Origin of the sequence: Sphingomonas sp. Ant H11 (assembly GCF_000797515.1) — a bacterium.
GTDB lineage: Bacteria > Pseudomonadota > Alphaproteobacteria > Sphingomonadales > Sphingomonadaceae > Sphingomonas.
The window spans coordinates 55,477-79,638 of sequence record NZ_JSBN01000043.1 but is presented as its reverse complement, the minus strand read 5'-3'; the positions used below and the strand labels follow the sequence as shown (position 1 = coordinate 79,638).

Annotated in this window: 21 protein-coding genes, 4 pseudogenes and 1 riboswitch; of the genes and pseudogenes, 11 read left to right on the top strand and 14 right to left on the bottom strand. The window is 64.7% G+C overall.

The window, feature by feature from the left end; translation table 11 throughout:
* From NW75_RS25105 to NW75_RS09665, 8 genes and pseudogenes are all read right to left on the bottom strand, one after another.
* Positions 1-340: pseudogene (locus NW75_RS25105) on the bottom strand (hypothetical protein); the annotation flags it as partial.
* A 197-nt stretch (positions 341-537) separates the two neighbouring features.
* Positions 538-1,533, bottom strand: coding sequence for a type II secretion system F family protein (locus NW75_RS09695; protein WP_033964968.1), 996 nt, complete (start codon positions 1,531-1,533; stop codon positions 538-540).
* Between the two features lie 4 nt (positions 1,534-1,537).
* Positions 1,538-2,512 carry a type II secretion system F family protein gene (locus tag NW75_RS09690; RefSeq protein ID WP_033964967.1) on the bottom strand — a complete coding sequence of 325 codons (975 nt, stop codon included), beginning with the start codon at positions 2,510-2,512 and terminating at the stop codon, positions 1,538-1,540.
* A gap of 73 nt (positions 2,513-2,585) precedes the next feature.
* Positions 2,586-3,876, bottom strand: a pseudogene (locus NW75_RS09685) (AAA family ATPase).
* Positions 3,876-4,523, bottom strand: coding sequence for a CpaD family pilus assembly protein (locus tag NW75_RS09680; RefSeq protein ID WP_052192346.1), 648 nt, complete (start codon positions 4,521-4,523; stop codon positions 3,876-3,878). Before NW75_RS09680 ends, NW75_RS09685 begins: the two are co-directional and overlap by 1 nt.
* Before the next feature lie 12 nt (positions 4,524-4,535).
* Positions 4,536-6,236 carry a type II and III secretion system protein family protein gene (locus NW75_RS09675; RefSeq protein ID WP_033964965.1) on the bottom strand — a complete coding sequence of 567 codons (1,701 nt, stop codon included), beginning with the start codon at positions 6,234-6,236 and terminating at the stop codon, positions 4,536-4,538.
* Complete coding sequence (gene cpaB / locus NW75_RS09670; RefSeq protein ID WP_033964963.1) at positions 6,236-7,249, bottom strand: Flp pilus assembly protein CpaB; 1,014 nt, start codon at positions 7,247-7,249, stop codon at positions 6,236-6,238. The genes NW75_RS09675 and cpaB overlap by 1 nt, the downstream gene beginning before the upstream one ends.
* A 35-nt stretch (positions 7,250-7,284) precedes the next feature.
* Positions 7,285-7,768, bottom strand: a pseudogene (locus NW75_RS09665) (A24 family peptidase).
* Positions 7,769-7,815: 47 nt separating this feature from the next.
* Here NW75_RS09665 and NW75_RS09660 point away from each other — a divergent pair.
* From NW75_RS09660 to NW75_RS23720, 3 genes are read left to right on the top strand one after another with little or no spacing between them, the layout of a single operon-like run.
* Positions 7,816-8,769, top strand: a complete 954-nt coding sequence (locus tag NW75_RS09660; protein ID WP_033964962.1) for an alpha/beta fold hydrolase — start codon at positions 7,816-7,818, stop codon at positions 8,767-8,769.
* Positions 8,770-8,773: 4 nt separating this feature from the next.
* Entirely contained in the window at positions 8,774-9,868 is a 1,095-nt protein-coding gene (locus NW75_RS09655; protein ID WP_033964960.1) for an NAD(P)/FAD-dependent oxidoreductase, read from the top strand.
* Positions 9,869-9,918: 50 nt separating this feature from the next.
* Positions 9,919-10,092 (top strand): YegP family protein, encoded by a 174-nt coding sequence (locus NW75_RS23720; RefSeq protein ID WP_010403777.1) that lies wholly within the window; start codon positions 9,919-9,921, stop codon positions 10,090-10,092.
* Here the strand turns inward: NW75_RS23720 and rnhA are convergent.
* Genes rnhA through ispH form a run of 3 tightly spaced genes read right to left on the bottom strand, consistent with a single transcriptional unit; the run spans position 10,089 to position 12,482 of the window.
* Positions 10,089-10,517, bottom strand: a complete 429-nt coding sequence (rnhA, locus tag NW75_RS09650; protein WP_033964959.1) for a ribonuclease HI — start codon at positions 10,515-10,517, stop codon at positions 10,089-10,091. The two genes, NW75_RS23720 and rnhA, sit on opposite strands and share 4 nt — an antisense overlap.
* A gap of 45 nt (positions 10,518-10,562) precedes the next feature.
* Positions 10,563-11,522: a homoserine kinase gene (gene thrB, locus NW75_RS09645; protein ID WP_033964958.1), complete on the bottom strand. Its 960-nt coding sequence runs from the start codon at positions 11,520-11,522 to the stop codon at positions 10,563-10,565.
* Positions 11,523-11,525: 3 nt separating this feature from the next.
* Positions 11,526-12,482 (bottom strand): 4-hydroxy-3-methylbut-2-enyl diphosphate reductase, encoded by a 957-nt coding sequence (gene ispH, locus NW75_RS09640; RefSeq protein WP_033964957.1) that lies wholly within the window; start codon positions 12,480-12,482, stop codon positions 11,526-11,528.
* 120 nt (positions 12,483-12,602) lie between these two features.
* Between ispH and NW75_RS09635 the strand changes: the two genes are divergently transcribed.
* The 7 genes and pseudogenes from NW75_RS09635 to NW75_RS09605 all read left to right on the top strand — a co-directional run bounded on the left by NW75_RS09635 (position 12,603) and on the right by NW75_RS09605 (position 19,349).
* Entirely contained in the window at positions 12,603-13,259 is a 657-nt protein-coding gene (locus NW75_RS09635; protein WP_081988715.1) for a hypothetical protein, read from the top strand.
* Between the two features lie 84 nt (positions 13,260-13,343).
* Positions 13,344-13,447, top strand: a riboswitch (glycine riboswitch).
* A gap of 165 nt (positions 13,448-13,612) precedes the next feature.
* Positions 13,613-14,773, top strand: a complete 1,161-nt coding sequence (gene gcvT / locus NW75_RS09630; protein WP_081988713.1) for a glycine cleavage system aminomethyltransferase GcvT — start codon at positions 13,613-13,615, stop codon at positions 14,771-14,773.
* Positions 14,773-15,144, top strand: coding sequence for a glycine cleavage system protein GcvH (gene gcvH / locus NW75_RS09625; RefSeq protein ID WP_033964955.1), 372 nt, complete (start codon positions 14,773-14,775; stop codon positions 15,142-15,144). The genes gcvT and gcvH overlap by 1 nt, the downstream gene beginning before the upstream one ends.
* Positions 15,107-16,620 (top strand): annotated as a pseudogene (gcvPA, locus tag NW75_RS09620) (aminomethyl-transferring glycine dehydrogenase subunit GcvPA). The gene gcvH and the pseudogene gcvPA overlap by 38 nt, the downstream one beginning before the upstream one ends.
* The gene (gene gcvPB, locus NW75_RS09615) at positions 16,617-18,209 is read left to right on the top strand and encodes an aminomethyl-transferring glycine dehydrogenase subunit GcvPB (protein ID WP_033964954.1); all 1,593 of its coding nucleotides are present in this window, start codon (positions 16,617-16,619) and stop codon (positions 18,207-18,209) included. Before gcvPA ends, gcvPB begins: the two are co-directional and overlap by 4 nt.
* Before the next feature lie 13 nt (positions 18,210-18,222).
* Positions 18,223-18,726: a CcdC protein domain-containing protein gene (locus NW75_RS09610; RefSeq protein WP_033964953.1), complete on the top strand. Its 504-nt coding sequence runs from the start codon at positions 18,223-18,225 to the stop codon at positions 18,724-18,726.
* Positions 18,723-19,349, top strand: a complete 627-nt coding sequence (locus NW75_RS09605) for a DUF938 domain-containing protein (RefSeq protein WP_052192345.1) — start codon at positions 18,723-18,725, stop codon at positions 19,347-19,349. The genes NW75_RS09610 and NW75_RS09605 overlap by 4 nt, the downstream gene beginning before the upstream one ends.
* Here NW75_RS09605 and NW75_RS09600 read toward each other — a convergent pair.
* On the bottom strand, positions 19,346-20,221 hold the full coding sequence (locus NW75_RS09600; RefSeq protein ID WP_033964952.1) for a DMT family transporter: 876 nt from the start codon (positions 20,219-20,221) through the stop codon (positions 19,346-19,348). The genes NW75_RS09605 and NW75_RS09600 overlap by 4 nt on opposite strands.
* A 157-nt stretch (positions 20,222-20,378) precedes the next feature.
* On the opposite strand from NW75_RS09600, the gene NW75_RS09595 reads away from it, so the two are divergent.
* Positions 20,379-21,911, top strand: coding sequence for an aminoacyl--tRNA ligase-related protein (locus NW75_RS09595; protein WP_033964950.1), 1,533 nt, complete (start codon positions 20,379-20,381; stop codon positions 21,909-21,911).
* A 34-nt stretch (positions 21,912-21,945) separates the two neighbouring features.
* Here the strand turns inward: NW75_RS09595 and trhO are convergent, their stop codons facing one another.
* Positions 21,946-22,893 (bottom strand): oxygen-dependent tRNA uridine(34) hydroxylase TrhO, encoded by a 948-nt coding sequence (gene trhO, locus NW75_RS09590; protein ID WP_081988711.1) that lies wholly within the window; start codon positions 22,891-22,893, stop codon positions 21,946-21,948.
* Between the two features lie 149 nt (positions 22,894-23,042).
* Positions 23,043-24,107, bottom strand: coding sequence for an NAD(P)-dependent alcohol dehydrogenase (locus NW75_RS09585; RefSeq protein ID WP_033964948.1), 1,065 nt, complete (start codon positions 24,105-24,107; stop codon positions 23,043-23,045).
* Positions 24,108-24,162 lie beyond the last annotated feature (55 nt).

The following is a 24,162-nucleotide window of genomic DNA, read 5'->3' as shown; positions in this document are numbered from 1 at the left end:
GGTGGCGGGAGGGCGCTGCCACTGGTGGCGTGTCGGTGTGGTCAATCGCCGCTGACGGTTCCTCCGGCACTGCGGCCGCGATGACCGGCTCGGGTGACGGGAGCGGTGCCGCAGGGGGCGGGGTCACGGGCAGCGGGACAGCGATCACCGGAGCGGCGGCTGGCGGCGTGGCGGCCGCCGCAGCGCTGCGGAGCCCGACGATCGTCCGTTCCGCCTCGGCATGGTCAGCGCGTAGCGCTTCGAGATCGGCGGTCAGGTTCGCGGCGCGGCTATGCGATGCCCGCAACTGGTCCTGCGCCTGCTCATGATAAGCGGTGAAGCTTTCCGATTGCTCCCGCACCCGGCGCTTCCACTTTTTTCGGGCTCGGCGCGCTGACATACCCCAGCAACCACCCGCCGAGGAGCACTGCCGCAAGTACGATGAACTGTTCCGGTGTCGTGAACAGCATGACCTTTGCATCCCCCGCCCAAGATTCGCTTCCGCAACGATCCTGCCGTTAACCACGGCTGGGGGGCAAGCGTGCTGACCCGCGGGCCTTAGTGCTTGAACGCGTCCGAGATCGAGCAGGCGGCGGGGCCCAGAATCACCACGAACAACGTCGGCAGAATGAACAGGATCAGCGGGATCGTCATGATCGCGGGCAGGCGTGCGGCCTTTTCTTCCGCCCGCATCATGCGTTCGTTACGGAACTCGGCCGAAAGCACACGCAGGGCGGATGCCAGCGGAGTCCCGTATTTCTCGGTCTGGACCATGGTGGTGACCACCCCCTTCACGGCATCGAGTTTCACGCGTTGCGCGAGGTTTTCGAAGGCCTGCCGTCGTTCGGAAAGGAAGCCGAGTTCGATCGCCGTCAGCGTGAATTCGTCGCCAAGCTCGGGATAGGCTTTCCCCAATTCGCGCGCGACGCGGTTGAAGGCGGCGTCGACGGTCAGTCCCGCTTCGGCACAGATGACGAGCAGATCGAGCGCGTCGGGCAAGCCCTTCTGGATCGCCAGCGACCGTTTGCTGATCTTGTTGTTGAGGTAGAGGTCGGGCGCTTTGTACGACAGGATGAAGTTGGCCGCGACCAGGCCATAGGCTTTGATCGGCGTCCAATTCGCGAACATCTCGGTGCCGTAAACCACGTACAGCCCAAACACGCCCCACGTCAGCGGCAGGACGAGGCGGCCGAAAATCACCGCCACCGCATATTCCTTGGAGCGGATGCCGGCTTGCATCAGCTTGATCTGCGCGGCCTTGACCTGGCTGTCCTGCAGCACTTTGAGCGAGGAGAGCAGCGCCTTGATGCGGTCGGTCGTCTCATTCTTGGTGACCAGCTTGGCGCGGCGCTTGGTCGAGGCGGTAATGCCCGCCTTCAACTGTTCGCGCCGGTCGTTGAGTGCCTTGACGCGCTTGGTCATCGGGTCGTGCGAGGTGGTCACCGCGTAGATGGCCAGCAGCACCATGAACGCAGCGAGGCCGGCCAACAGCGTCGCGACGGTATAGACGTCGACGCCGAGGATAACCGGACCGGTGGGGGTGGCGGGATTCATCGCATCAGATCTCGAAATTGACCATGCGGCTCATGATGAACGCGCCGATTCCCATCCAGATCAACCCGCCGCCACCAGCCACCATCAGGCGTTGGTCGACGAAGAAGTTCTGCATGTAGCTGGCGTTGATCATCCAGATCAGGCCGAACACGATGAAGGGCAGCGACCCGACGATATAGGCGGAGGCCTTGGATTCGGACGACATCGCCTTGATCTTCAGCTTCATCTGGCCGCGCATACGCAGCACGGTCGCGAGATTGGACAGCGTTTCGGCCAGGTTGCCGCCGGTTTCGCGTTGGATCGCGATGGTGATGCAGAAGAACTGAAATTCGGGCGTTCCCAGTCGGTCGGCGGTATCTTGAAGCGCCGCGTCCATCGTCCGCCCGATCTTCATCTTGTCGGTGATGTTCTTGAACTCGACGCCGACGGGCCCATCGACCTCCTGCGCGACGACGGCGATGGTCTCCGTGATGGGCAGGCCCGAGCGCAAGCCACGCACCAGCAGCTCAATGGCGTCGGGAAACTTGGCGGTGAATTTCGCGATCCGTCGCTTGATGAAATAGCCGACTACCATGTGCGGCAGGCCTGCGCCGACAACCAGCCCGAGCAGCAACGCGAGCAGGATCGGCAAGCCAAGAATGATCAGTGCCAACGCGACGGCGAGGATGATGCCCAAGGTGGCGATGCCATATTGCCCGACCGTCCAGGTCTTCCCCGTCATCGCCAAACGCTGTTTCAGCAGCGCCGGGCGCGGGATGAAGCGCATTGCCGCTGCATCCATCCGGTTGTTCCGCGCCGTCGCGATGCGGCGCATTTGCGCGTCGACCAGCACGTTGGCGGCATCGCTATGGCGCGCGCGCAGGGCGGCCATGCGTCGTGTGCGGGCACGCTCCGCATTGGGGCCCGCAAAGGCGAAAGCCATCAGCGCGAGTACGACCAGCGCACCTGCACCCAGCGAAAGGACCGGCATCAGTTCCATGAGGCCTATCAAGCGCTCCGCTTCGTTACCACGGCGTTTACGCCGCAGAATTTTGCCACGAGGTTTTTGGGGGTCACTTCTTCTTCGCGGGTCGGGAAATCAGCGATTTGAAATCGAATTTCCCCATCAGCGAAGGCCCCTTGGCCCCAACCTTCTTTTTGGTCGCGCTGTCGATCGGTTCGGCCGAGTCTCCAACCGCCATCAATTTCGTCGCAAGATCGACGATCGGGACAATCGTCTTCGAGCCCTTGCCGGCTTCGGTTAGCGGCTTGCCCAATTTGGCCGATTGCGCAGCCAGCTTCTGGTCGAAGGGCACCATGAAATCGATCTTGCGTTCGATCGACCCTTCAAAGTCCTTGCGGCTGATTTCCAGTTGCGCGGTCGGCTGGACGCGATTGGCGACCACCACCACCTGCGTCTGTGGCGCGTTGGACTTCATCCAGGACAGGATACGGATCGTGTCGCGCGCGGCGGCGAGCGTTAGCTCGGTCACGACCACTGCCACCTGGATGTCCGTCATCAAATGCGGATGCAGCACGAGCATGTTGCGCGGCAAATCGACCACGGTGCATTCGAACGCGGAGCGCATTTCCTCCTGCAACTGATAAAAACGCGCCCCCGTCGGTAAGGATCGGGGAGTTGATCGGTGCTTCTGCCGACAGCACGGAGAGCATTTCGCTCGACTTGACCATCGCACGTTCGATGAACAGTCCGTCGATGCGGCTGGGGTTTTCGATCGCGTCGGTCAAGCCGCGCCCCGGCTCGAGGTCGAGCGACAGCGCGCCGGTGCCGAAATGCACATCAAGGTCGAGCAGGGCCGTCGTCCGTGCGCCCTTTTCGCTCAGCACCCAGGCGACACCGGTGGCGAGGCTCGAAGCGCCAACGCCACCCCGCGCGCCGATGAACGCGGTGGAGATGTGCGGACGTTCGGTGCCCGTGTCCGAAACCTTGGGCGCGTTCAGCACGGTCTGGGCATGGGTGAACGCATCCCGCAGCATGTCGGGATTGAGCGGCTTGAGCAGATAGTCCTGGATTCCGCTCACGATGAGATCGCGATACAGCCGCACGTCGTTGACCTGGCCTGCGGCGATGACAACGGTGCCCGGCTCGCACACTTCGGCCAGCGCATTGATATCGTTGAGCGGATCGCCGCTTTCGGAAAGATCGACAAACAGGATTTGCGGGCTCGCGGACACGGACAGCGACTGTACCGCGTTGCGCAGGCCGCCTTTGTTCACTTTCTCGGGTGCCCAGCCCATTTCCACCGCGATCGGGCGCAGCGTCTCGGCGGCGGTTTCGTCGCAGACATAGGCGGCAAAGGGATCGCGCAAGCCGATGCGAGCTGGGTTGAAGGGCGCATTCATTACTTGCCTCCGGTGCTTTCCGTCTTGACCGTCGTGCCGCCGGCACCGGTCGGTGCCGCCTTGCGGTAGCTTTCGATTGCCTTGGCCGAGGCCAATTGGTCGGCGACCGCGCTTCCGCCTTGCCCGCGCACCAGGTCTGCCGGATTGGCGACCATCGCGGCGAGGTTGGCGTTCATCGCGCAGCCGTGGTTGGAGGAGGTATTGGCCTCATATTCGGTCGAGGTGTCGCGGCTGTAATCGGGACAGCCCGGAACCGTCGCCTTTGTGCGGCTGACGATGACGCGTGCCATTCCCGGCGTAACGGCCGCACCGACCAGCGGGGCCTCGTCGGACACCAGCAGGCCATAACGCGACGCTTCGCGGGCGATATCGTCCTTTACGCCGCCACTCGAAGGCGTGGGATTCTCGACCGCGACCTTGTCGCCATAGCCGACCCGCAACGACGCCATCCACCCGGCGAGGCGCTGCGCTTCGCCCGGGGCCAGGCCGTCGCCGCTCGTCGCGACATCAATGGCATAATCGGCGCGGCTGACCACCGGCTGATGCACCGATTCGAGTCCGCGATTTTCCGTGCCCGCGCACGCAGACAGCGCCAACGCCGGAAGCAGGCCGGTCGTGATCGCACGCACATATTTGTTCATGATCATGTCCCTCGGCCCTCAATTGATGTCGAAACCGGGTGCGGCACTCGCGCCCTTTTTGGTTTGGCTGGGTGGTGGCGTGATAGCGGCGGGCGCATCGCGACGGCGATCGACCGGCGACCCCGGTGTGGGGTCCGGCGCGACCGGTCCAGGAGCCGCCGCCCCGAGCGAAGGCTGCGCACTGCCAGCCGGAGCCATGGTCGGCTTCGGGCGGTCGCCGCCGGTGGTGCCGCCGCCAAGCTGACCCATGAAAACACGGCCAAGGTCGGTCGGGGCCTTATAGCCGTCGGTTGGCAGGACGATGTCATTGGCGTTGACCGGCTTCACGAGATACGGCGTGATCACGATCACCAGCTCGGTTTCGTTGCGCTGGAACGCATTGGAGCGGAACAACGCGCCGACAATGGGCATGTCGCCAAGCGCGGGTGCCTTGTCGATCGAGTTGTTGTGATTGTTTTGCAGCAGGCCTGCGATCATCATGCTCTGACCCGAGCCGAGCTCGACGGTCGTCTCGGCCCGCCTTGTCGTCAGCGCCGGAATGCTGACGCCGGAAAGCGTCACCGAACCCTGCGAAGACAGCTGCGACACCTCGGGACGGACATGGAGCGAAATGCGCCCATCGGCCAACACCGTCGGAGTATAGGACAGGCTCACGCCATATTGCTTGTAATCGACCGAGACCGCGCCCAGCCCCTGCGAAATCGGGATCGGGAACTCGCCGCCCGCGAGGAACGAGCCGGTTTCGCCGGAAATGACCGTGATGTTCGGATTGGCGAGCGTCGAAACCTGACCGTCGCGCTCGCCCAGATCGAGCGAGGACAGCAGGTCCATCCCCAATGCGTGGCCGGCCAGGCCAAGCGTCGTGCCCATGCCGGTCGCGGCAGGCTGGGTGAAGACGGTTTGTCCCGGAAGCGAACCGTCGGCATTGATGATGCCGCTGCCGATCGTTCCCGGTGCCGTAGCAATCGTGCCCTGGCGCCCTTGGGTAATGCCGAACAGCGTGCTGCCGGAGCCACGGCTGGTGAGGTTTACCCCGATATTCTTGACGAAGCTGCGGCTGACCTCGGCGATGCGCACCTGCAAATTGACCTGCAAGGGCGTTGCCGCGCGCAAGCGGTTGATCACGCCGACCTTAAGCGCGGCGTCCGGGCCGACCGCGACGCCAGGATTGAGCAGCGCGGTAACAAGGCGCTGCGCGGCCGCGCTGTCCTCGGGAGACGACACCGTGCCGGTCAGCACTGCGATCTGCCCGACCGTCGTCACCTTGATGTCGCTGTCGGGCATGGCGAGCTTCACCATCCGGTCGATCGAGGACAGGTTCTGGCTGACGCGGATGTTGGCGGCGTAAATCACCGTGCCGCTCGCCGAGGTGGCGAAGATCGTCGATTCGCCGGAATCCTTGCCGAACAGATGGATCTGATGGAGATTGTTCACATAAACGTCGGCCACGCCGGGGTTCGAAACCCACACGTCGCTGACGTTGGCGGGCAGGTTGATCAATTCGCCTTGCCCGGTCGACAGCACCACCTCGGTCGTCGGACGCACAGTGCCAGCAGGTGCGGCACCAACATGGGTGACCGGACGTTGCCCGCCGCGCGCAGGCGCTGGCTTTGCTTGAAGTTTGGGACCTGCAGCCATGGCGGTGACCGGCGCACTGCCGACCAGCGCGGTGATGACCGTCGCCGACAGGACGCGGTGCAGAGCGGTTGCGCTACGCATTATTTCTTCCCCCCAAGGGCGACATCGGTCACCGCATTGCCGCGTGCGACGCGGATCACGGGGCCGGTGCCAGCCCCCGGAAACGTCCCGGTACCCGGTGCGCCACCGGAGCCCGAGGTATCAGCAGGCTTGCCGGGAACCGTGCTGCGTTGAAAACGCGAGACGTCGGCTCCGGTCACCATCGTCCCGCCCCCGGTCGCGGGCGTGCTGGCGATGCGGGTCAGCATCGCCTTTTCGGCCTTGGGGTCGTCGGGCATGGAGACATCGCCGCTGGCGATCGCCTGTTCGAGTTCGCTGCTATTGTCGGCGATCGAGCGCAGCGACAGCGAGAGCGACCCCAGCGTTTGAGCCACGGCAATCTGTTCGGCAATCTTCGGGGTCGCTTCGATCGTCACGTTGGAAAAGGTACGGACGACGGCCTTTCCGTCTTCGCCGACACCGTTGTCGGTACGCTGGTCGGTGGCGAGCACGCGCAAGTTGCGCATGATCGTCTCGGCGGCCTTGAGCGGCGGGCCATCGCCGCCACCGGGGACGGTCTGCGTCAGGATCAGGTCGATGCGATCGCCCGGGAAGACGAAGCCGGCCACGCTGGTCTGCGTCTGCACCGGCACGGTCACGGCGCGCATGCCCGGGCCGAGGGCGGCGGCGAGGAAGCCACGGTCGCCCGGCTTGACCAGCGCGCCTTGGGTGATCGGCTGCCCGGCGGTGATCGCATTGCGCACGACCGTGCCCATCAGCGAGCGCGGATCGAAGCCGCCCTTCTTGATGTAATAGGCGTTCTCGACCAGTTCCTTCGGCCACGGCTGGTATTTCAGCGAGGTCGCGTCGAGGATGGTCCCGACAGGGAGCGCCTTGGTTGCGACCAGCACTTCCGGGCCGTTTGCGACCGGTGCCATCGCTACCGCATTCGCTTGCGGTGCCGGGCTGCCAATGATCAACGATCGTGCCATGAACGCCGAGATCGCGGCAACGATCAGCGCACCCAACAGCAAAATGACCTTGCGACTATCCATCTTAGACCTTTCGGACGCGGGCAGTTGAGCCCGCGTTAAGCATTCACACCAAAGTGGTTAAAAAGCGGTTCACGCAGTGCGATCAGCGCGGCGATTGCGATCGCCACGCCGTAGGGGACCTCGATTTGCGTCGTGCGATGGCGCAACGCGCGTTCCATCAGCAGCACCACGGTGAGCGCACCGCCGACCAGCGACATGACGATCAACATCCAGGTCAAAGCGACGGGATCGAGCAGCCACAGCGCCAGCGCGCCGATCATCTTGACGTCGCCGCCGCCCATCCAGCCGAAATGAAATGCGGCGACGAAAACCGCGAACACCAGCAGCGCAATGCCAACCTGCTCCGCAATCGCCATCCAGCCCAGGGCATTCGCCCACCACCATAAGGGCGCGAGCAGCGCGATCGCGGCGTTTTTTCCAATTGGCGATCTCGCGCGTGCGTGCATCCTGGATCCCGGCCGAAACCAGGAGCGCCGCCAGCACCAGCAGCAACATCGTTGACAGATTGATCCCACCCATGAGGAAAGGTGTAGACGGCGGGCCTTTCAAAACCGTAACCATCGTCCATGGTTTCCCCTCAGCTTTATCGTCGCGCGATTCCTGCGGCTGCGCGGATCACGCAATGGTCCGCTCCCGATGGCTGGGCGCTGCGGCGCTTCGACTGGGGCGTCGAAGGACGACCGCGCGGTCGGATGCTGTTTCAGGGCGGCCGCGGCGATATCTTCGAGAAGTATCTCGAGGCGTTTGCGCACTGGCATGCGCTCGGCTGGTCGATCACGTCGTTCGACTGGCGCGGGCAGGGCGGGTCGGGGCGGCTGTCGCCCGATCCGCATGTTGGCCATGTCGACGATTTTCAGCAGTATATCGACGATTTTCGCGCCTTTTGGGCGGATTGGGTTGCGGAAGATGCCGGGCGCGACGGCGGACCGCATGTTGCGCTTGGCCATTCGATGGGCGGCCATCTGTTGCTGCGGGCGCTGGTCGAAGGCGCGGCGCGACCCGATGCCGCTGTCCTGATCGCGCCGATGCTGGGGTTGCACAGTCCGCTTGGCGCGACGCTCGGCGAACGGCTCGCGCGGGTGCTAGGCGGCGTCGGCAATGCAGCACGGCCAGCGTGGCGCGGGAATGAGCGGCCCGCCACCACCGAAACGCGCCAGGCACTGCTCACCAAGGATACGGATCGCTATGAGGACGAGATCTTCTGGCAATCGAGCAAGCCCGAATTGCTGCTGGGGCCGCCGAGCTGGCGCTGGGTGATCGAGGCGTTTGCGTCGACGCGGCGGTTGAGCGTCGATCCGCGTTTGAAAACGCTCGACGTGCCGTTGCTGTTCGTCGTTGCCGATGACGATAAATTGGTCGACCCCAAGGCCGCGCTGAAGATCGCGGCAAAGGTGCCGGATGCGCGGGTGGTGCGCTTCGGCAAGGAATCCGCGCACGAGATCCTGCGCGAGGCAGATCCGGTGCGCAATCGCGCGATTGGCGAGATCGACATCTTCCTGTCGTCGCGGGCGCAGAGGTAGAGCCGTGACGCACTATGACGTGGCGATTGTCGGGGCCGGGATTGCGGGCGCAAGTCTTGCCGCCGCGATTGCGCCTTATGCTTCGGTGGTGATGCTCGAGGCGGAGGATTTGCCCGGCTACCATGCGACCGGGCGGTCGGCGGCTTTCTGGTCGGAAACCTATGGCGGCCCTGGCGTGCAGCCGCTAACCACCGCATCGGGCGCTGCGTTGCGGGGCGGGGGCTTCCTGGCCGATCTCGGCTCGCTCCATATCGGGCGCGCGTCGGATTCGGACCGGATCGACGGCTTTCTGGCGGAATTTGCGGGCAGCAGCGTGGCGCTGCAGCGGGTTGATCCGCGCGCGTACATTCCGGGTTTGCGCGCCGACTGGACGCTGGGCGTGCTGGAGGCGAGCAGCACCTATATCGATGTCGCGGCGCTCCACGCGCATTATCTGGCACAAGCGCGGCAGGGCGGGGTGACGCTGTTGCTGTCCGCGCCGTTGCAGCGCGCGGTCCACACCGGTGGTCGCTGGCAAATGGAGACAGGCGCGGGGCCGGTGTCGGCGACGATCCTCGTCAACGCCGCCGGTGCCTGGGCCGATGCGGTTGCAGAAATGGCGGGGGTCGCGCCGATCGGCATCGCCGCTTATCGCCGCACCGTCGTGCAATTGGCGACCAGCCCGGCGGCCCCCGATACGCTGCCGCATATCGCGGACATTTCGGGCCAATTCTATTTCAAGCCCGAGGCCGGAGGTCGGCTGTGGCTCAGCCCGCACGACGAGACTCCGGCCACGCCCGGTGATGTCCAGCCCGAGGAGATCGACGTCGCCGTTGCGATCGACCGGTTCGAACACGTCGTCGATTGGCAGATCACGCGCGTCGAACGGCGTTGGGCGGGCCTGCGCAGCTTCGCGCCGGATCGCTTGCCGGTCTATGGCTTCGCCCCCGATTCGCCCGGTTTCTTCTGGTGCGCGGGGCAGGGCGGTTTCGGCATCCAGACGGCACCGGCAGCGGCCGCGCTGGCCGCAGCGCTTCTTTTGGGCCGCGCGCCTGATCCCAGCGTGGCTGCGATCGATCCTACCCGCTATGCACCGGGCCGCTTCGCGGTGCTGGCGTAACGATATTCTCGTCGCTATCCTTCCCGAACCGACAAACCGGGGAGGTTCGCATGGCACACAAATTCGTGATCGAGCAGAACAAGGCGGGCGAGTATGTCGCCAAGTTCAAATATAACAGCGAACTGATTTGGTGGACCGAAGGCTATTCGAGCAAGGCCGGGGCCAAGAATGCGATTGAATCGGTGCTGAAGAACGGTCCGGGCGCGCCGGTCGAAGAGGCTTAAGCGCGCCTGCCAGCGGCCACCGCGGCATCGCTCGCCAGCCGGTCTGCGCGTTCGTTGTCGGGGTGGCCGGCATGGCCTTTGACCCAGGTCCATTCGACCCGGTGCGGTTTCGCCGCGTCGAGCAGCGCCTGCCACAGATCGGCATTCTTCACCGGCTGGCGCGCAGCGGTCTTCCAGCCGTTCTTTTGCCAGCCTTTGATCCACTTGGTCAGCCCGTCCATCACATAGCGACTGTCGGTCGAGAGCATGACATGGCAGGGGCGTTTCAGCGCGTTCAGCCCCTCGATCGCGGCCATCAATTCCATGCGGTTATTGGTGGTCAGCGCTTCACCGCCCGACAGCTCTTTCTCGGTGCCGCCTGCGCGAATCAGCGCGCCCCAGCCACCTGGGCCGGGATTGCCCTTGCAGGCACCATCGGTGGCGATTTCGACTTTGGTGAGTTCTTTGGGCGGGTCTTTTTGCTGTCGCGGTCATCGCGTCCGCTTAACCAGCTCCGGCGCATAATGCGAGAGTCGCCGGACATAAGCGAGCGGGTCCTTGCGCGTGACGAGCGCGTCGGCGGGGGTGTTGAGCCAGTCCCATGCGCGCGACAGGGCGAAGCGGACACAGGCCCCGCTGGCCAGCGTCGGGAAGGCGGCCTGTTCGACCGACGATAGCGGAAAGCGCTGCTCATACCCTGCCGTCAGCGCATCGCCGATGGCGGCGTCATAGTGCGCCCCCGTGGCGTCAAAGGCCCAGGCGCTGTGCATGATCGCCAGATCGTACACGCGCAGATCGGTGCAGGCGAAATAGAAATCGATCAGCCCGGATACGGCGTCGCCGCGCATCAGCACATTGTCGGGGAAGAGGTCGGCATGGATGGTGACCGTGTCGAGCGTCGCCCGGGGCCATGCACCGACGACCCGATCGATCGCGAAGCCGAGATCATCATACAAGCCGGGCGCGATGGTATCGAGACTGCGCCCGCAGCGCTCGAACAAGGGGGCCCAGGTCTCGACCCCCATCGAATTGGCACGTGTCTCGGGAAAATCGGCCAAGGCGACGTGCATATCCGCCATCGCCACTCCCGCAGCGCGCGCCTGTGCTGCGGTCGGATGCGATACCGACACGCCGGACAGAAACTTGATGAGGCAGGCGGGACGACCCTCCAGCGTCTGAATCGCGGTGCCGTCGCGGTCCTTGATCGCTGGCGGTACAGGGTTGCCGCGCGCTGCGAGATGATCGAGCAGCGCCATGAAATAGGGCAGGTCGCCGCCCTCGACGCGCTTTTCATACAGCGTCAGGATGAAGCGGCCGGTGGTGGTGTCGACCAGGTAGTTGGTGTTCTCGACACCCTCGGCGATTCCCTTGGCGGACACCAACTCGCCAACGTCATAGCGCGCGAGGAAACCGGCCAGGACCTCGGCCGATACCGGCGTATACACGGCCATCGCTCAGGCCGTTGCTTCAAGCCCGCGGGGCAGCTTGAACGAGACCGTCTCGCGCTTCGTTTCCACTTCGCGCTCGGTTACCGTAAACCGTTCAGCCAGCCGATCGACCAGTTCGCGCACCAGCACCTCCGGTGCGGATGCTCCGGCCGTAATGCCCAGTCTACTAATGCCGTCGACGAAGCTCCAGTCGAGGTCCGCCGCACGCTGAATCAGGCGAGCAGGGGTACCTTCGCGCTCGGCGACTTCGACCAGACGCACCGAGTTTGAAGAGTTCGGCGCGCCAATCACCAACATCGCATCGCACGCATGGGCAATCGCCTTGACTGCGCCCTGGCGGTTGGCGGTGGCGTAGCAAATGTCCTCGCCGCGCGGCCCCTGAATCGAGGGGAAACGCCGTTGCAGCGTGGCGACCACATCGGCGGTGTCATCCATCGACAAGGTCGTCTGGGTCAGGAAGGCGAGGTTGTCGGGGTCAGCGGGCGTATAGCCTTCGGCATCCGCCACGGTTTCGACCAGCGACATCGCGCCTTCGGGCACCTGGCCGAACGTTCCGATCACTTCGGGATGTCCGGCATGGCCGATGAACACGATGTGCCGCCCGAGCTGGACCATGCGCTCAGCCTGGCGGTGAACCTTGGACACCAGCGGGCAGGTCGCGTCGAAAAAGGCGAGGCCGCGTTCGGCCGCTTTGTTCGGCACGGCCTTGGGGACGCCATGCGCGGAGAAGACGACGGGAACGCCGTCGGGCACCTCATCCAATTCCTCCACAAACACCGCGCCTTTGTCGCGCAGCATGTCGACGACGAAGCGATTGTGGACGATTTCGTGCCGAACATAGACGGGTGCGCCATATTTGGCGATCGCCAGTTCCACGATCTGAATGGCACGGTCGACCCCGGCGCAGAAGCCGCGCGGCGCGGCGATGATGAGCTCGAGTTTTGGCTTTGAAGCGGTGAACATCTCGCAGCAAGCCTACGCGATTGCTTGCGCGGGCGATAGCCGGTTCCTATGGTGCGCTCGCGCCTGCGCGATAAATCCTAAAGCAGGCGATCCCTTTTGCATGATAAGGTGCGTGACCCCGTGACATTCCGGAAATCAGCCATCGCCGCCCTCTCACTTCCCGTGTTCGCGGCGGTTTTGCTCGGCGGATGTCGGCACACGGGCGAGCTGGACGAGACAGGCGGCATCACCGCGGTCCGCACGGCGTGCCCAAGCGTGGCGGTCCCGGCCGGCACCGGCGACATTACGCTGTTCGATCCCGCGACCAGCCATGATGCCACCGCGCTCGACCTTACGGCGGTGTTGACCAACGTTCGTTCGACCTGCACCGATGCGGGCGACGACATTCTCACTACATTGACCTTCTCGGTCGAAGGGCGGCGGCTGCGGACCGATGGTGCCCGCGACGTGACCTTGCCCTATTTCGTCACCGTTGTGCAGGGCGGCAGCGCCGTCGTTGCCAAGCGCCTTGGACATGTCACGCTGCATTTCGAGGCGGGCCAGCCGCGCGCGTCGGTGCAGGGAACCGGCACCGCGACCGTGTCGCGCGCCGCCGCTACGCTGCCTGACGATGTCCGCAAGAAGCTGCTCGAAAAGCGCAAGGCGGGCGGCGAGGATGCCGCGGTCGATCCGTTGACGCGTCCGGAAGTTCGCCAGGCGGTGCTGCGCGCTACCTTCGAGGCATTGGTTGGCTTCCAGCTCACCAGCGACCAGCTGAAATATAACGCCACACGCTGATTGTTGACGCGGTTGTGGCAAAGGGTCGTTGACTCGCTTGCTGCGCCGCGTCAAACCGAAGGCGTCGATCGCGGGCAACCGGGATAGGCACGCGCGGGAGAGCGTCCCGGATGCCGTTTGCGGCATTCTGGACCGCCGAAGGAGCAACCGCCCCGGAATCTCTCAGGCAACCGGACCGCGCGGGCCATCGACACTCTGGAAAGCGCACTCGCCTTGGGCGATGTGCCACCGAAGGGGTAAGCTTGCGGCACGTGCGGCAAGTCAAAGCTCTCAGGTATCCGTGACAGAGGGGGCGGCGGATCATGGACGCTACGGCGTCATGCTACGCCGTAGACCTCGCACGGAAGGCCTTTATGACCGACGCTGAAATTCCCGACGAAATCGCGATCGAGACCTTGCCGCTCGACGCCTGGCATCGCGCCCGTGGTGGCCGCATGGTGCCGTTCGCGGGCTATGAGATGCCGGTGCAATATGAAGGCATCATGGCCGAGCATCTGTGGGTGCGCGAATCGGCTGGCCTGTTCGATGTCAGCCATATGGGACAGTTGCTGTTCCGCTCCGATGAAGGTGCCGATCTGGTCGCCGCCCTCGAAGCCGTGCTGCCCGCCGACATTGCCGGGCTGGGCGCAGGCAAGCAGCGTTATTCGCTACTGCTGGCCGAAGATGGCGGCATCCTTGATGATCTGATGGTTACGCGCCTGCCCGACGCCAATCCGTTCGACATTCAGGGCTTTTACATGGTCGTCAACGGTGCGACCAAGATCGACGATATCGCGCATTTGCTCGAATATCTGCCCGACGACATCGCACTCAACCATATGGAAGACCAGGCGCTGCTGGCGTTGCAGGGTCCCAAGGCGGTCGATGCGCTGGCGCGGCTGGTGCCGGGCGTCGAAGCGCTGGTGTTCATGACCGCTGGCGGCTTCGAGTGGAACGGCATTCCGCTGTGGATCAGCCGCTCGGGCTATACCGGCGAGGATGGCTTCGAGATTTCGGTGCCTGCCGAGAATGTCGAGGCACTGGCTGATGCGCTGACCGCCGAGCCTGAGGTAAAGCCGATCGGCCTTGGCGCGCGCGATTCGCTGCGGCTTGAGGCCGGCTTGCCGCTTTACGGCCATGATCTCGACCCCGAAACGACGCCGATCCAGGCGGATCTCGGCTTTGCGCTATCGAAGCGCCGCCGCGAGGCGGGCGACTTCATGGGCGCAGCACGCATCCTGGCCGAGCGTGAAAACGGCGCGATCGTCAAGCGCGTCGGGCTGATGGTCGGTGGCCGCCAGCCGGTGCGCGAAGGTGCTGCTGTGCTCGATGCGCAGGGCTCTGACGTCGGCCGCGTCACCTCGGGCGGCTTCGCCCCCAGCGTCGGCGCGCCGATCGCCATGGCCTATGTGCCGACTGCGCTTGCGGTTCCCGGTACGACAATTCAATTGGCGCAGCGCGGCAAGGTCCATCAAGCGACCGTGACGACAATGCCCTTTATTCCCCACCGCTACGTCCGCGCAGGAGGCAAGTGATGAGCCGTTATTTTACTGAAGATCATGAATGGGTTGATGTCGATGGTGACATCGGCATCGTTGGCATTACCGAATATGCGCAGAGCCAGCTCGGCGACATCGTGTTCGTCGACGTGCCCGAAGAGGGCAAGGAATTGGCCAAGGGCGATGAAGCCGCGGTCGTCGAATCGGTCAAGGCCGCGTCGGACGTCTATTCGCCGGTGTCCGGCACGGTGATCGACGGCAACGCCGCGCTCGCCGACACGCCCGGCCTCGTCAATGAGGATCCCGAAGGCGATGGCTGGTTCTTCAAGCTGACGCTGAGCGACGCCGATGAGCTGAACGAGCTGATGGATGAAGTCGCCTATCAGGCATTCGTCGCGAAGCTCTGATCTCCTTCTCCCCTCCCGCCGTGCGGGAGGGCGTGGGGGAGGGCGTTTTGCTCACCGCCAAGCTTTGTCATTCCCTCCCCCAACCCCTCCCGCCGTGCGGAAGGGGGGAGATTTTGAAATGCGTTACCTACCCCTGACTCAGTCCGATCGCGAGGCGATGCTCGGCGTCATCGGTGCCGCTTCGATCGACGATCTGTTCGTCGACGTGCCCGAAGCCGCCCGGCTCGACGGCCCGATCCACGATCTGCCGATGCACGCCAGCGAAATGGCGGTCGAGCGCCATATGAGCGCGCTGGCCCGCAAGAATCTGACGGCGGGGGAAGCGCCCTTTTTCCTTGGCTGCGGTGCTATCGCCACCATGTGCCCGCCTCGGTCGATCATTTGATCCAGCGCGGCGAGTTCCTGACGGCCTATACCCCGTATCAGCCCGAAATCGCGCAGGGCACGCTGCAGATGCTGTTCGAGTTCCAGACGCAAGTCGCGCGGCTGCTCGGCACCGATGTCGCCAACGCCTCGATGTATGACGGCTCGACCGCCTGCTGGGAAGCAATCGGCATGGCGCGCCGCATCACCAAGCGCGGCAAGGCGATCCTGTCCTCTGGCCTGCACCCGCATTATGTCTCGGTCGCCAAGACGATGGCGAAGTTCACCGGCGACGTGCTCGAAACCGCGACGCCGACCCTGAGCGCAGACACCGATCTGGAAACGCTGATCGCGGCGATCGACAAGGATACGTCGTGCGTCGTCGTGCAATATCCCGACATTCTCGGCCGCATCGCCGACCTCACGCCGCTTGCGGACGCCTGCCACGCCAATAAGGCGCTGCTGATTGCGGTGGTGACCGAGCCGGTTGCGCTGGGTGCGATCAAGTCGCCCGGTGAGATGGACGCAGACATCGTCGTCGGCGAAGGCCAGTCGCTCGGCGTCGGCCTGCAGTTCGGCGGCCCCTATGTCGGCCTGTTCGGCTGCAAGGAAAAATACGTCCGCCAGATGCCGGGCCGCCTCTGCGGTGAGACGCTGGATGCCGATGGCCGCCGCGGTTTCGTGCTGACGCTGTCGACGCGCGAGCAGCATATCCGCCGCGAAAAGGCGACGTCGAACATCTGCACCAATAGCGGCCTGTGTGCGCTGGCTTTCTCGATTCATATGACGCTGCTGGGCGAAAAGGGCCTGCGCACGCTGGCCCAGATCAACCATCACGGCGCGGCTTCGGCGGCGGCACGGCTGGCGCAGGTGCCAGGGGTCGAATTGGTAACGACCACCTTCTTCAACGAATTCACGCTGAAGCTGCCGCAAGAAGCGCGGCCGGTTGTGCGCGCCCTGGCTGAACGCGGTATCCTGGCGGGCGTATCGCTCGGGCGGCTCTATCCGGGTGAGGCGAGCCTCGCCAACGGCCTGGTCGTCGCGGTGACCGAGACGACCTCGGCAGAAGATGTAGAAACGCTGGCCGCCGCGCTCGAGGAGATTCTGGCATGAGCATCAATGCAAGCGGATGGCGCCCCGAAGCGCCCGTCGCCGGTGGCAAGGCCTCGCCGACCGTCACTGGGAACAAGGGCCTGATGCTGGAAGAAGCGCTGATCTTTGAGATCGGCGATTCGGAGACCACAGGCGTCGATTTCGCATCTTCTCCCTCTCCCCTCCGGGGAGAGGGGCCGTCAGGCACCAGCCTCGGCAGCCTCGCGCGCACCACGCCGATCGGCCTTCCCGGCCTGTCGGAACCGGAAGCGGTGCGCCATTACACGCGCCTCAGCCGCCAGAATTACGGCATCGACCTCGGCTTCTTCCCGCTCGGATCGTGCACGATGAAGCACAATCCGCGCCTCAATGAGAAGGTCGCGCGTCTGCCCGGTTTCGCCGATATCCATCCGCTCCAGCCGGTCGATACCGTGCAGGGCGCGCTTGGCGTCATCAACGAACTGGCGGTGTGGCTGATCAAGCTGACCGGCATGTACGGCGTCGCGATGAGCCCCAAGGCGGGCGCGCATGGCGAATTGTGCGGCATCCTGTGCATCAAGGCGGCGCTGGAAGCGCGCGGCGAGGGCCACCGCAAGGTCGTGCTCGTGCCCGAGAGCGCGCATGGCACCAACCCCGCGACCGCCGCGTTTGCGGGCTTCACCGTCGAGGATATTCCCGCCACCGCCGAAGGGCGTGTCGATACCGCAGCGCTCAAGGCCCGGCTCGGGCCGGACGTGGCGGCGGTGATGATCACCAACCCCAATACCTGCGGGCTGTTCGAGCGCGACATGAAGGCGATCTCGGACGCGGTCCATGCGGTCGGGGCCTATGTCTATTGCGACGGTGCGAACTTCAACGCGATCGTCGGCCGCGTGCGCCCGGGCGATCTCGGCATCGACGCGATGCACATCAATTTGCACAAGACCTTCTCCACCCCGCATGGCGGCGGCGGTCCCGGCTCGGGCCCGGTCGTGCTGTCGGAAGCGCTCGCGCCGTTCGGCCCGCTGCCCTTCACCGCGCGCTATGCAGACGGCCATATCGCGCTGATCGAGGAAGAAACGGCGGGCGACGAACACCCGCACACCTTCGGCCGCATGACTGCCTTCCACGGCCAGATGGGCATGTTCACCCGCGCGCTGACCTATATCCTCAGCCACGGAGCGGATGGCCTGCGCCAGGTTTCGGAAGACGCCGTGCTCAACGCCAATTACATCCTGCGCAGCCTGGAAAAGACGCTCGACGCGCCGTTCGCCGCATCGGGCCCGTGCATGCACGAGGCGCTGTTCTCGGATAATGGCCTCGCCGACGGTTTCTCGACGATCGACGTCGCCAAGGGGCTGATCGACGAGGGCTTCCACCCGATGACGATGTACTTCCCGCTGGTCGTCCACGGCGCGATGCTGATCGAGCCGACCGAGACCGAATCGAAGGCCGCGCTCGACCAGTTCATCGGCGCTTTGCGCTCGGTCGCCGAGCGCGCCAAGGCGGGCGATATCAGCCTGAAGAGCGCCCCGCATTTCGCGCCGCGCAGCCGCCTCGATGAAACACTGGCGGCACGCAAGCCAGTGCTGATATGGAAGGACCCGGGTCTGGCCCAAGCGGCCGAATAACAGGGGGAAATTCATGCCGGTCCACGCTGCGCCGCCGGGGATTTTGCAATATGCAATCCCGATCGCGATCTTCCTTGCGGTGTTCGCGCTGCGTGCGCGGCGGTTGACCCGGCTCAGGCCGCTCAAGGTCGAGCAATTGTGGATCGTACCGGCACTTTACACCGCCGTCGTCGCCGTGATCTTCTATCGCAGCCCGCCCACGCTGGCTGGGTGGGGGATCGCGGTGGCGGCGTTGCTGGTCGGGGCGGCACTCGGCTGGCAGCGCGGCAAGACCATGCAAATCCATGTCGACCCCGAAACCCACGAACTGCGCCAGCGTGCCTCGCTCTGGGCGCTTGCCTTCATCGTGGCGCTGATCGCGATCAAATCGGTCGCGCAGGCGGAAGGGGCTGCGTTGCACTTCAACCTGGCGGTGCTGATCGATACTTTCGCGGCGCTCTCGCTCGGCGTGTTCGCAGCGCAGCGGCTGGAAATGTATCTGCGCGCGAATCGCCTGCTCGCCGAAGCCCGCGCGTGACGACACCCGTCCCCTGGATTCCGGGGGAGGCGGGGGAAGACGCGCGGCGCCATGCCCCGGCGACACTGCGCAACCGCATGGCGATTGCCGATGTGCTGCGCGAAACACTCCCGTCTGCTGGTCTGGTGCTGGAAATCGCGAGCGGATCGGGCGAGCATGCCGCCTATTTCGCGCAGGAATTTCCCGCGCTTGACTGGCAGCCAAGCGACCCCGACGCGGATGCGCGCCGCTCGATCGGCGCGTGGTGCGAGGGGATAGCCAATGTCCTTCCACCGCTCAATATCGATGCGGCTGCGAGCCAATGGTCGATCCGCCGTGCCGACGCGGTGCTCTGCATCAACATGGCCCATATCAGCCCGTGGGAAGCGACGCTCGGTTTGCTCTCGGGAGCTGGGTCGGTCCTGCCGTCGGGGGCACCGTTGATCTTGTATGGCCCGTTTCTGCAAGCGGGCGTCCCGACCGCACCGAGCAACCTCGCGTTCGACGAATCGCTGCGTGCGCGCGACTCGCGCTGGGGGTTGCGTTCCGTTGAGGCAGTAACGGCTGCGGCGACATCCTTCTCGCTCGACCAATGCCTCGCAATGCCTGCCAACAACCTGCTATTGGTGTTTTGTCGCCGTTAGGGGCTTACGGCTTCGGTCACGGGGCGTTGCCGGACCTGCTCCCGCCAGACAATGTAGAGCCCGCTCGCCACGATGATCGGCGCGCCGAGGACAGTGCCCCAGCCGGGTAACGTGCCGAACAGCAGCCAGCCATAAAGCGTGCCCCAGAACAGGCTCGAATAATCCATCGGGATCACGGTCGAGACCGGCGCGTGGCGCACTGCTGCGGTCAACGCCAGTTGCGCGAGCCCGCCAATCAGGCCGACGCCCACCAGAATTGCCCAGGTCAAGGCATCGTGCTGCTGAAGGTTGAGCGCATAGGCGATGCCGAGCGGCGGGATCGACAGCGCCGAAAACCAGAAGACCGTCGTCAGCGCGCTTTCGGTGCGCCCGATCTGGCGCAGCAGGATCGCGACCAATGCCACGAACATCGCCGCGACAAGGCCGACCGCCGCCCCGCCCAATGGCAACGCGCCGGTCCCCGGTTGGGTCACGATCAATACGCCGATAAAGCCGACGACGACCGCGGCCCAGCGGTGGATGCCGACCTGTTCGCCGAGGATGAGCGCCCCCAGCAGCGTGCCGAAGATCGGCACGGTAAACTGCAAGGTGGTCGCGTCTGCCAACGGCAACAGCAACACCGCGCCGAAAGTGGTCACCATGCCGATCAGGCCAACGGCGGTGCGCCGGACATGTGCGCCGAATCGCTGGGTCCGGAGCGACGAAAGGCCGGGACCGGTCACCACGATTCCCAAAATCAGCATCGCCGCGAAGGCCTGACGGAAGAACATCGTCTCGGCGAGGTTCGCCCCACGATTTTCCGCGAGTTTGATCAGCGCGCTCATCGTTGCCAGGCCAGCGATGGCGAGCAGGCGCAAGGCCAGCCCCAGCATGACGCGGTCGGGGGTATAGCGCGGCGCGTTTCGACGGAGGGTAGGGCGGGGGCGTCGATCGAGTGTCTCCAGAGTATGCATTGGTCCATGACGCCGCGCGGCGCGAGACACAAGCGCGGGGGTGACGCGCGCGTCGCCAGTCGCTATCCGCACCGGCATGATCAAACGCGCACTCCCCGTCACCCGCGAGGCCGATTTCTCGGCCTGGTATCAATCCGTCATTGCAGAAGCCGACCTTGCCGAGGAATCGGGCGTGCGCGGCTGCATGGTCATACGGCCGTGGGGCTATGGCATTTGGGAGCGGATCCAGCGGCTGCTCGATGACCGGATTAAAGCGACGGGCCATGAGAATTGCTATTTCCCGCTGTTCATCCCGCTCTCCTATTTCGAGAAAGAGGCGGAGCATGTCGAAGGCTTCGCCAAGGAAATGGCGGTCGTCACGCATCATCGGCTGAAGGCGGACGGCAAAGGCGGGCTCATTCCCGATCCCGAGGCCAAGCTCGAAGAACCCCTCGTCGTCCGCCCGACCTCCGAAATGGTGATTGGGGCCGCCTTTGCCCGGTGGGTGCAGTCCTGGCGCGATTTGCCGGTGCTGATCAACCAATGGGCGAACGTCGTCCGCTGGGAAATGCGCACGCGCATGTTCCTGCGCACCAGCGAGTTTCTGTGGCAGGAGGGGCATACCGCGCACGCTTCGGCCGAGGAAGCACGCGAGGAAACGCTCAAGATGCTCGAGGTCTATCGTTCGTTTTCCGAGGATTGCCTCGCGCTGCCGGTGGTCGCGGGCGAGAAGCCCGAGAACGAACGCTTTCCCGGTGCCGTCGCGACCTACAGCATCGAAGCGATGATGCAGGACGGCAAGGCGTTGCAGGCCGGCACCAGCCATTTCCTGGGCACCAATTTCGCGAGCGCGCAGAACATCCGCTTTCAGAACGACCAGGGCGAATTCGTCCTTGCCAATACGACGAGCTGGGGCGTGTCGACGCGGATGATCGGCGGTGTCATCATGGTTCACGGCGATGACGACGGCCTGCGCGTGCCGCCGCGCATTGCGCCGTGGCAGATCGTGATCGTGCCGATGTTGCGCGATCAGCCCGAGGACGCCGCGATCGTCGACTATTGCAAGGCGTTGCAGGCTGAGTTGGCCAATCAATCGGCACTGGGCGAGCCGGTGCGCGCATTGCTCGATCTCAAATTCGGCAAGGCTGCGACCAAGCGCTGGGGCTGGGTCAAGAAGGGCGCGCCGATCGTGATCGAAGTGGGCGGGCGCGATGTCGCGGGCGGCAACGTCTCGGTGATTCGGCGTGACCGGCTCTACCGCGAAGACGGCAAGCTCGACAGCGCCGTCGTCACGCGGGGCGATTTCGTCGGCCAGGCAGCCGGTTTGCTGGAGGAAATCCAGGCCGGACTGCACGCAGAAGCGCGTCAGCGGCTGCAGGCGAATATTGTTGCCGCCGCCGACTTCGCCGCGATCGAAGCGCATTTTGCCGAGGGCGTGAAGAACCCGGGCTGGCTGGAAGTCCAATGGTCACGGCCCACCGGCGCTGCGCTGGATGCGGTGGTCGAGCGGCTCAAGGCGTTGAAGCTCACCATCCGTAACGCACCGATGCAACAGGCCGCACCGGACGGGGTATGTGTGTTTACCGGAGCCGCTGCGGTTGAACGCGTGCTGATCGGACGGGCCTACTGATACTGGTGCCCGATCGTGCGTGCGGCGATTCGCTTCAGCTTTTCGTAAGATCGGGCGTGAAGCGCGCGCCGACATGCGCTTCGCCGCGCGCCTCGGCGAGTTTTACCTGGCGGTGGCGCTCGGCATAGCTCGCGCGCGCCTGCGCATCGCGGGTGGCATGACAAGCGGGGCAGGCGACGCCTTCCTCATACAGCGGTGAGGCGCGGTCGGCGGGGCTGACCGGCATACGGCAGGCGCGGCACAGTTCATGGGTGCCGAGCGCGAGGCCGTGGCCGACCGCAACGCGCTCGTCGAACACGAAGCATTCGCCGTGCCAGCGGCTTTCGGTTTCCGGCACTCTTCGAGATATTTCAGGATGCCGCCTTCGAGGTGGAAAAACGTCGTCCAGCCCCTCGGCGTTGAGGAAAGCGGTCGATTTCTCACAGCGGATGCCGCCGGTGCAGAACATCGCGACCTTCTTGCCCTCCAGCTCCGCGCGGTGCTCGCGCACCCAGGCGGGAAAGTCGCGGAAGCTCTCGGTCGCCGGGTCGATCGCGCGGGCGAAGGTACCGACCTTCACCTCATAGGCATTGCGCGTGTCGATCACGATTGTGTCGGGATCGTCGATCAGCGCATTCCAGTCGGCGGGTTTCACATAATGGCCGACACCTTGCAGCGGATCGATATCGGGCTCCCCCATCGTCACGATCTCGCGCTTGAGACGGACCTTGAGGCGATGGAACGGCATCGTCGCGGCATGGCTGTATTTGACCACGATGCCTGAGCAGTCGGGCAGGGTGCGGATGTGCGCAATGACAGCGGCGATGCCCGCGTCCGACCCGGCGATGGTGCCGTTAATGCCTTCGCGCGCGAGCAGGAGCGTACCCTTGATCCCTTCTGCTTCGCACAAAGTGAGCAGCGGCGCGCGGATGGCAGTGGGATCGGGAAAGCGGGCAAAGCGGTAAAGCGCGGCGACGGTGATGGGGGAGGGGGCATTTGTCATGACGCCGCCCCTCTAAAAGGTTTCATCAATGAGGGGAACCGCCCCTCCGTTCACTCTGAGCCGGTCGAAGGGCCCTCGCCACAAGCGCCTGAGCGCGAGTAAAGCGGAGGGCTTCGACAAGCTCAGCCCGAACGGAAGTGGGGGCCGTTTTACGCCGTCTTGAGCGACTGCATGTCGATGACGAAGCGGTATTTCACGTCGCTCTTCACCATCCGGTCATAAGCGGCGTCGATATCCTGGATGCGGATCATCTCGATATCGGCGGTCAGGCCATGTTCGCGGCAGAAATCGAGCATGTCCTGGGTCTCCTTGATCCCGCCGATCAACGATCCGGCAAGCGCGCGGCGCTTGAACACAAGATGGCCGACATCGGGCGCGGGATGCGGCGATTCGGGCACGCCGACCAGCGTCATCGTCCCGTCGCGCTTGAGCAGCGCGAGGAACGGGTTGAGATCGTGCGCGGCAGCAACGGTGTTGAGGATGAAGTCGAAGCTGTTGACATGGGCGGCCATCGCTTCCGAGTCCTTGGACACGATCAGGTCGGTCGCGCCGAGCCGCTTGGCATCGTCGCGCTTGCTGGGGGAGGTGCTGAACACATAGACCTCGGCCCCCATCGCGGCGGCGATCTTGACGCCCATATGGCCGAGCCCGCCCAGCCCAACCACGCCGACCTTCTGCCCCGGCCCGACTTTCCAGTGGTGCAGCGGCGAATAGGTGGTGATCCCGGCGCACAGCAACGGCGCGACGGCGGCGAGATCGGCCTCGTCATGCGTCACCTTCAGCACGAAATCCTGCTTCACCACGATATGGTCGGAATAGCCGCCCATGGTGTGGCCGCCCATCACCGGATCGGGCCCGTTATAGGTGCCGACAAAGCCGGTCGTCTCGCAATATTGCTCCTCGCCGTCGGTGCAGGACGGGCAGTGGCCGCAGCTGTCGACCATGCAGCCGACCCCGGCGATGTCGCCGACCGCGAATTTGGTGACGTTGCTGCCGACCGCAGTAACGCGACCGACGATCTCATGCCCCGGCACGCATGGGTATAGCGTGCCGCCCCATTCGCCGCGCACGGTGTGCAGGTCGGAATGGCAGACGCCGCAGAACAGGATGTCGATCGCTACGTCGTCGGGCTGAGGATCGCGGCGTTCGAACGAGAAGGGCGCGAGCGGCGCGTCGGCGGCATGCGCGGCAAAGGCGTGGGTGGTGGTGGTCATGCGAAATCCTTTCGCCGCCGCTACGCGCGGGCACGGAGCGGCTGTGCTTGGATGG

Bases quoted from the DNA above. Each gene is read 5' to 3' on its own strand.
- NW75_RS09695 (WP_033964968.1), bottom strand. From the start codon at position 1,533: ATGAATCCCGCCACCCCCACCGGTCCGGTTATCCTCGGCGTCGACGTC.
- NW75_RS09690 (WP_033964967.1), bottom strand. From the start codon at position 2,512: ATGGAACTGATGCCGGTCCTTTCGCTGGGTGCAGGTGCGCTGGTCGTA.
- NW75_RS09680 (WP_052192346.1), bottom strand. From the start codon at position 4,523: ATGATCATGAACAAATATGTGCGTGCGATCACGACCGGCCTGCTTCCG.
- NW75_RS09675 (WP_033964965.1), bottom strand. From the start codon at position 6,236: ATGCGTAGCGCAACCGCTCTGCACCGCGTCCTGTCGGCGACGGTCATC.
- cpaB (WP_033964963.1), bottom strand. From the start codon at position 7,249: ATGGATAGTCGCAAGGTCATTTTGCTGTTGGGTGCGCTGATCGTTGCC.
- NW75_RS09660 (WP_033964962.1), top strand. From the start codon at position 7,816: ATGGTTTCCCCTCAGCTTTATCGTCGCGCGATTCCTGCGGCTGCGCGG.
- NW75_RS23720 (WP_010403777.1), top strand. From the start codon at position 9,919: ATGGCACACAAATTCGTGATCGAGCAGAACAAGGCGGGCGAGTATGTC.
- thrB (WP_033964958.1), bottom strand. From the start codon at position 11,522: ATGGCCGTGTATACGCCGGTATCGGCCGAGGTCCTGGCCGGTTTCCTC.
- ispH (WP_033964957.1), bottom strand. From the start codon at position 12,482: ATGTTCACCGCTTCAAAGCCAAAACTCGAGCTCATCATCGCCGCGCCG.
- gcvT (WP_081988713.1), top strand. From the start codon at position 13,613: ATGACCGACGCTGAAATTCCCGACGAAATCGCGATCGAGACCTTGCCG.
- gcvH (WP_033964955.1), top strand. From the start codon at position 14,773: ATGAGCCGTTATTTTACTGAAGATCATGAATGGGTTGATGTCGATGGT.
- gcvPB (WP_033964954.1), top strand. From the start codon at position 16,617: ATGAGCATCAATGCAAGCGGATGGCGCCCCGAAGCGCCCGTCGCCGGT.
- NW75_RS09610 (WP_033964953.1), top strand. From the start codon at position 18,223: ATGCCGGTCCACGCTGCGCCGCCGGGGATTTTGCAATATGCAATCCCG.
- NW75_RS09600 (WP_033964952.1), bottom strand. From the start codon at position 20,221: ATGCTGGGGCTGGCCTTGCGCCTGCTCGCCATCGCTGGCCTGGCAACG.
- NW75_RS09595 (WP_033964950.1), top strand. From the start codon at position 20,379: ATGATCAAACGCGCACTCCCCGTCACCCGCGAGGCCGATTTCTCGGCC.
- trhO (WP_081988711.1), bottom strand. From the start codon at position 22,893: ATGACAAATGCCCCCTCCCCCATCACCGTCGCCGCGCTTTACCGCTTT.
- NW75_RS09585 (WP_033964948.1), bottom strand. From the start codon at position 24,107: ATGACCACCACCACCCACGCCTTTGCCGCGCATGCCGCCGACGCGCCG.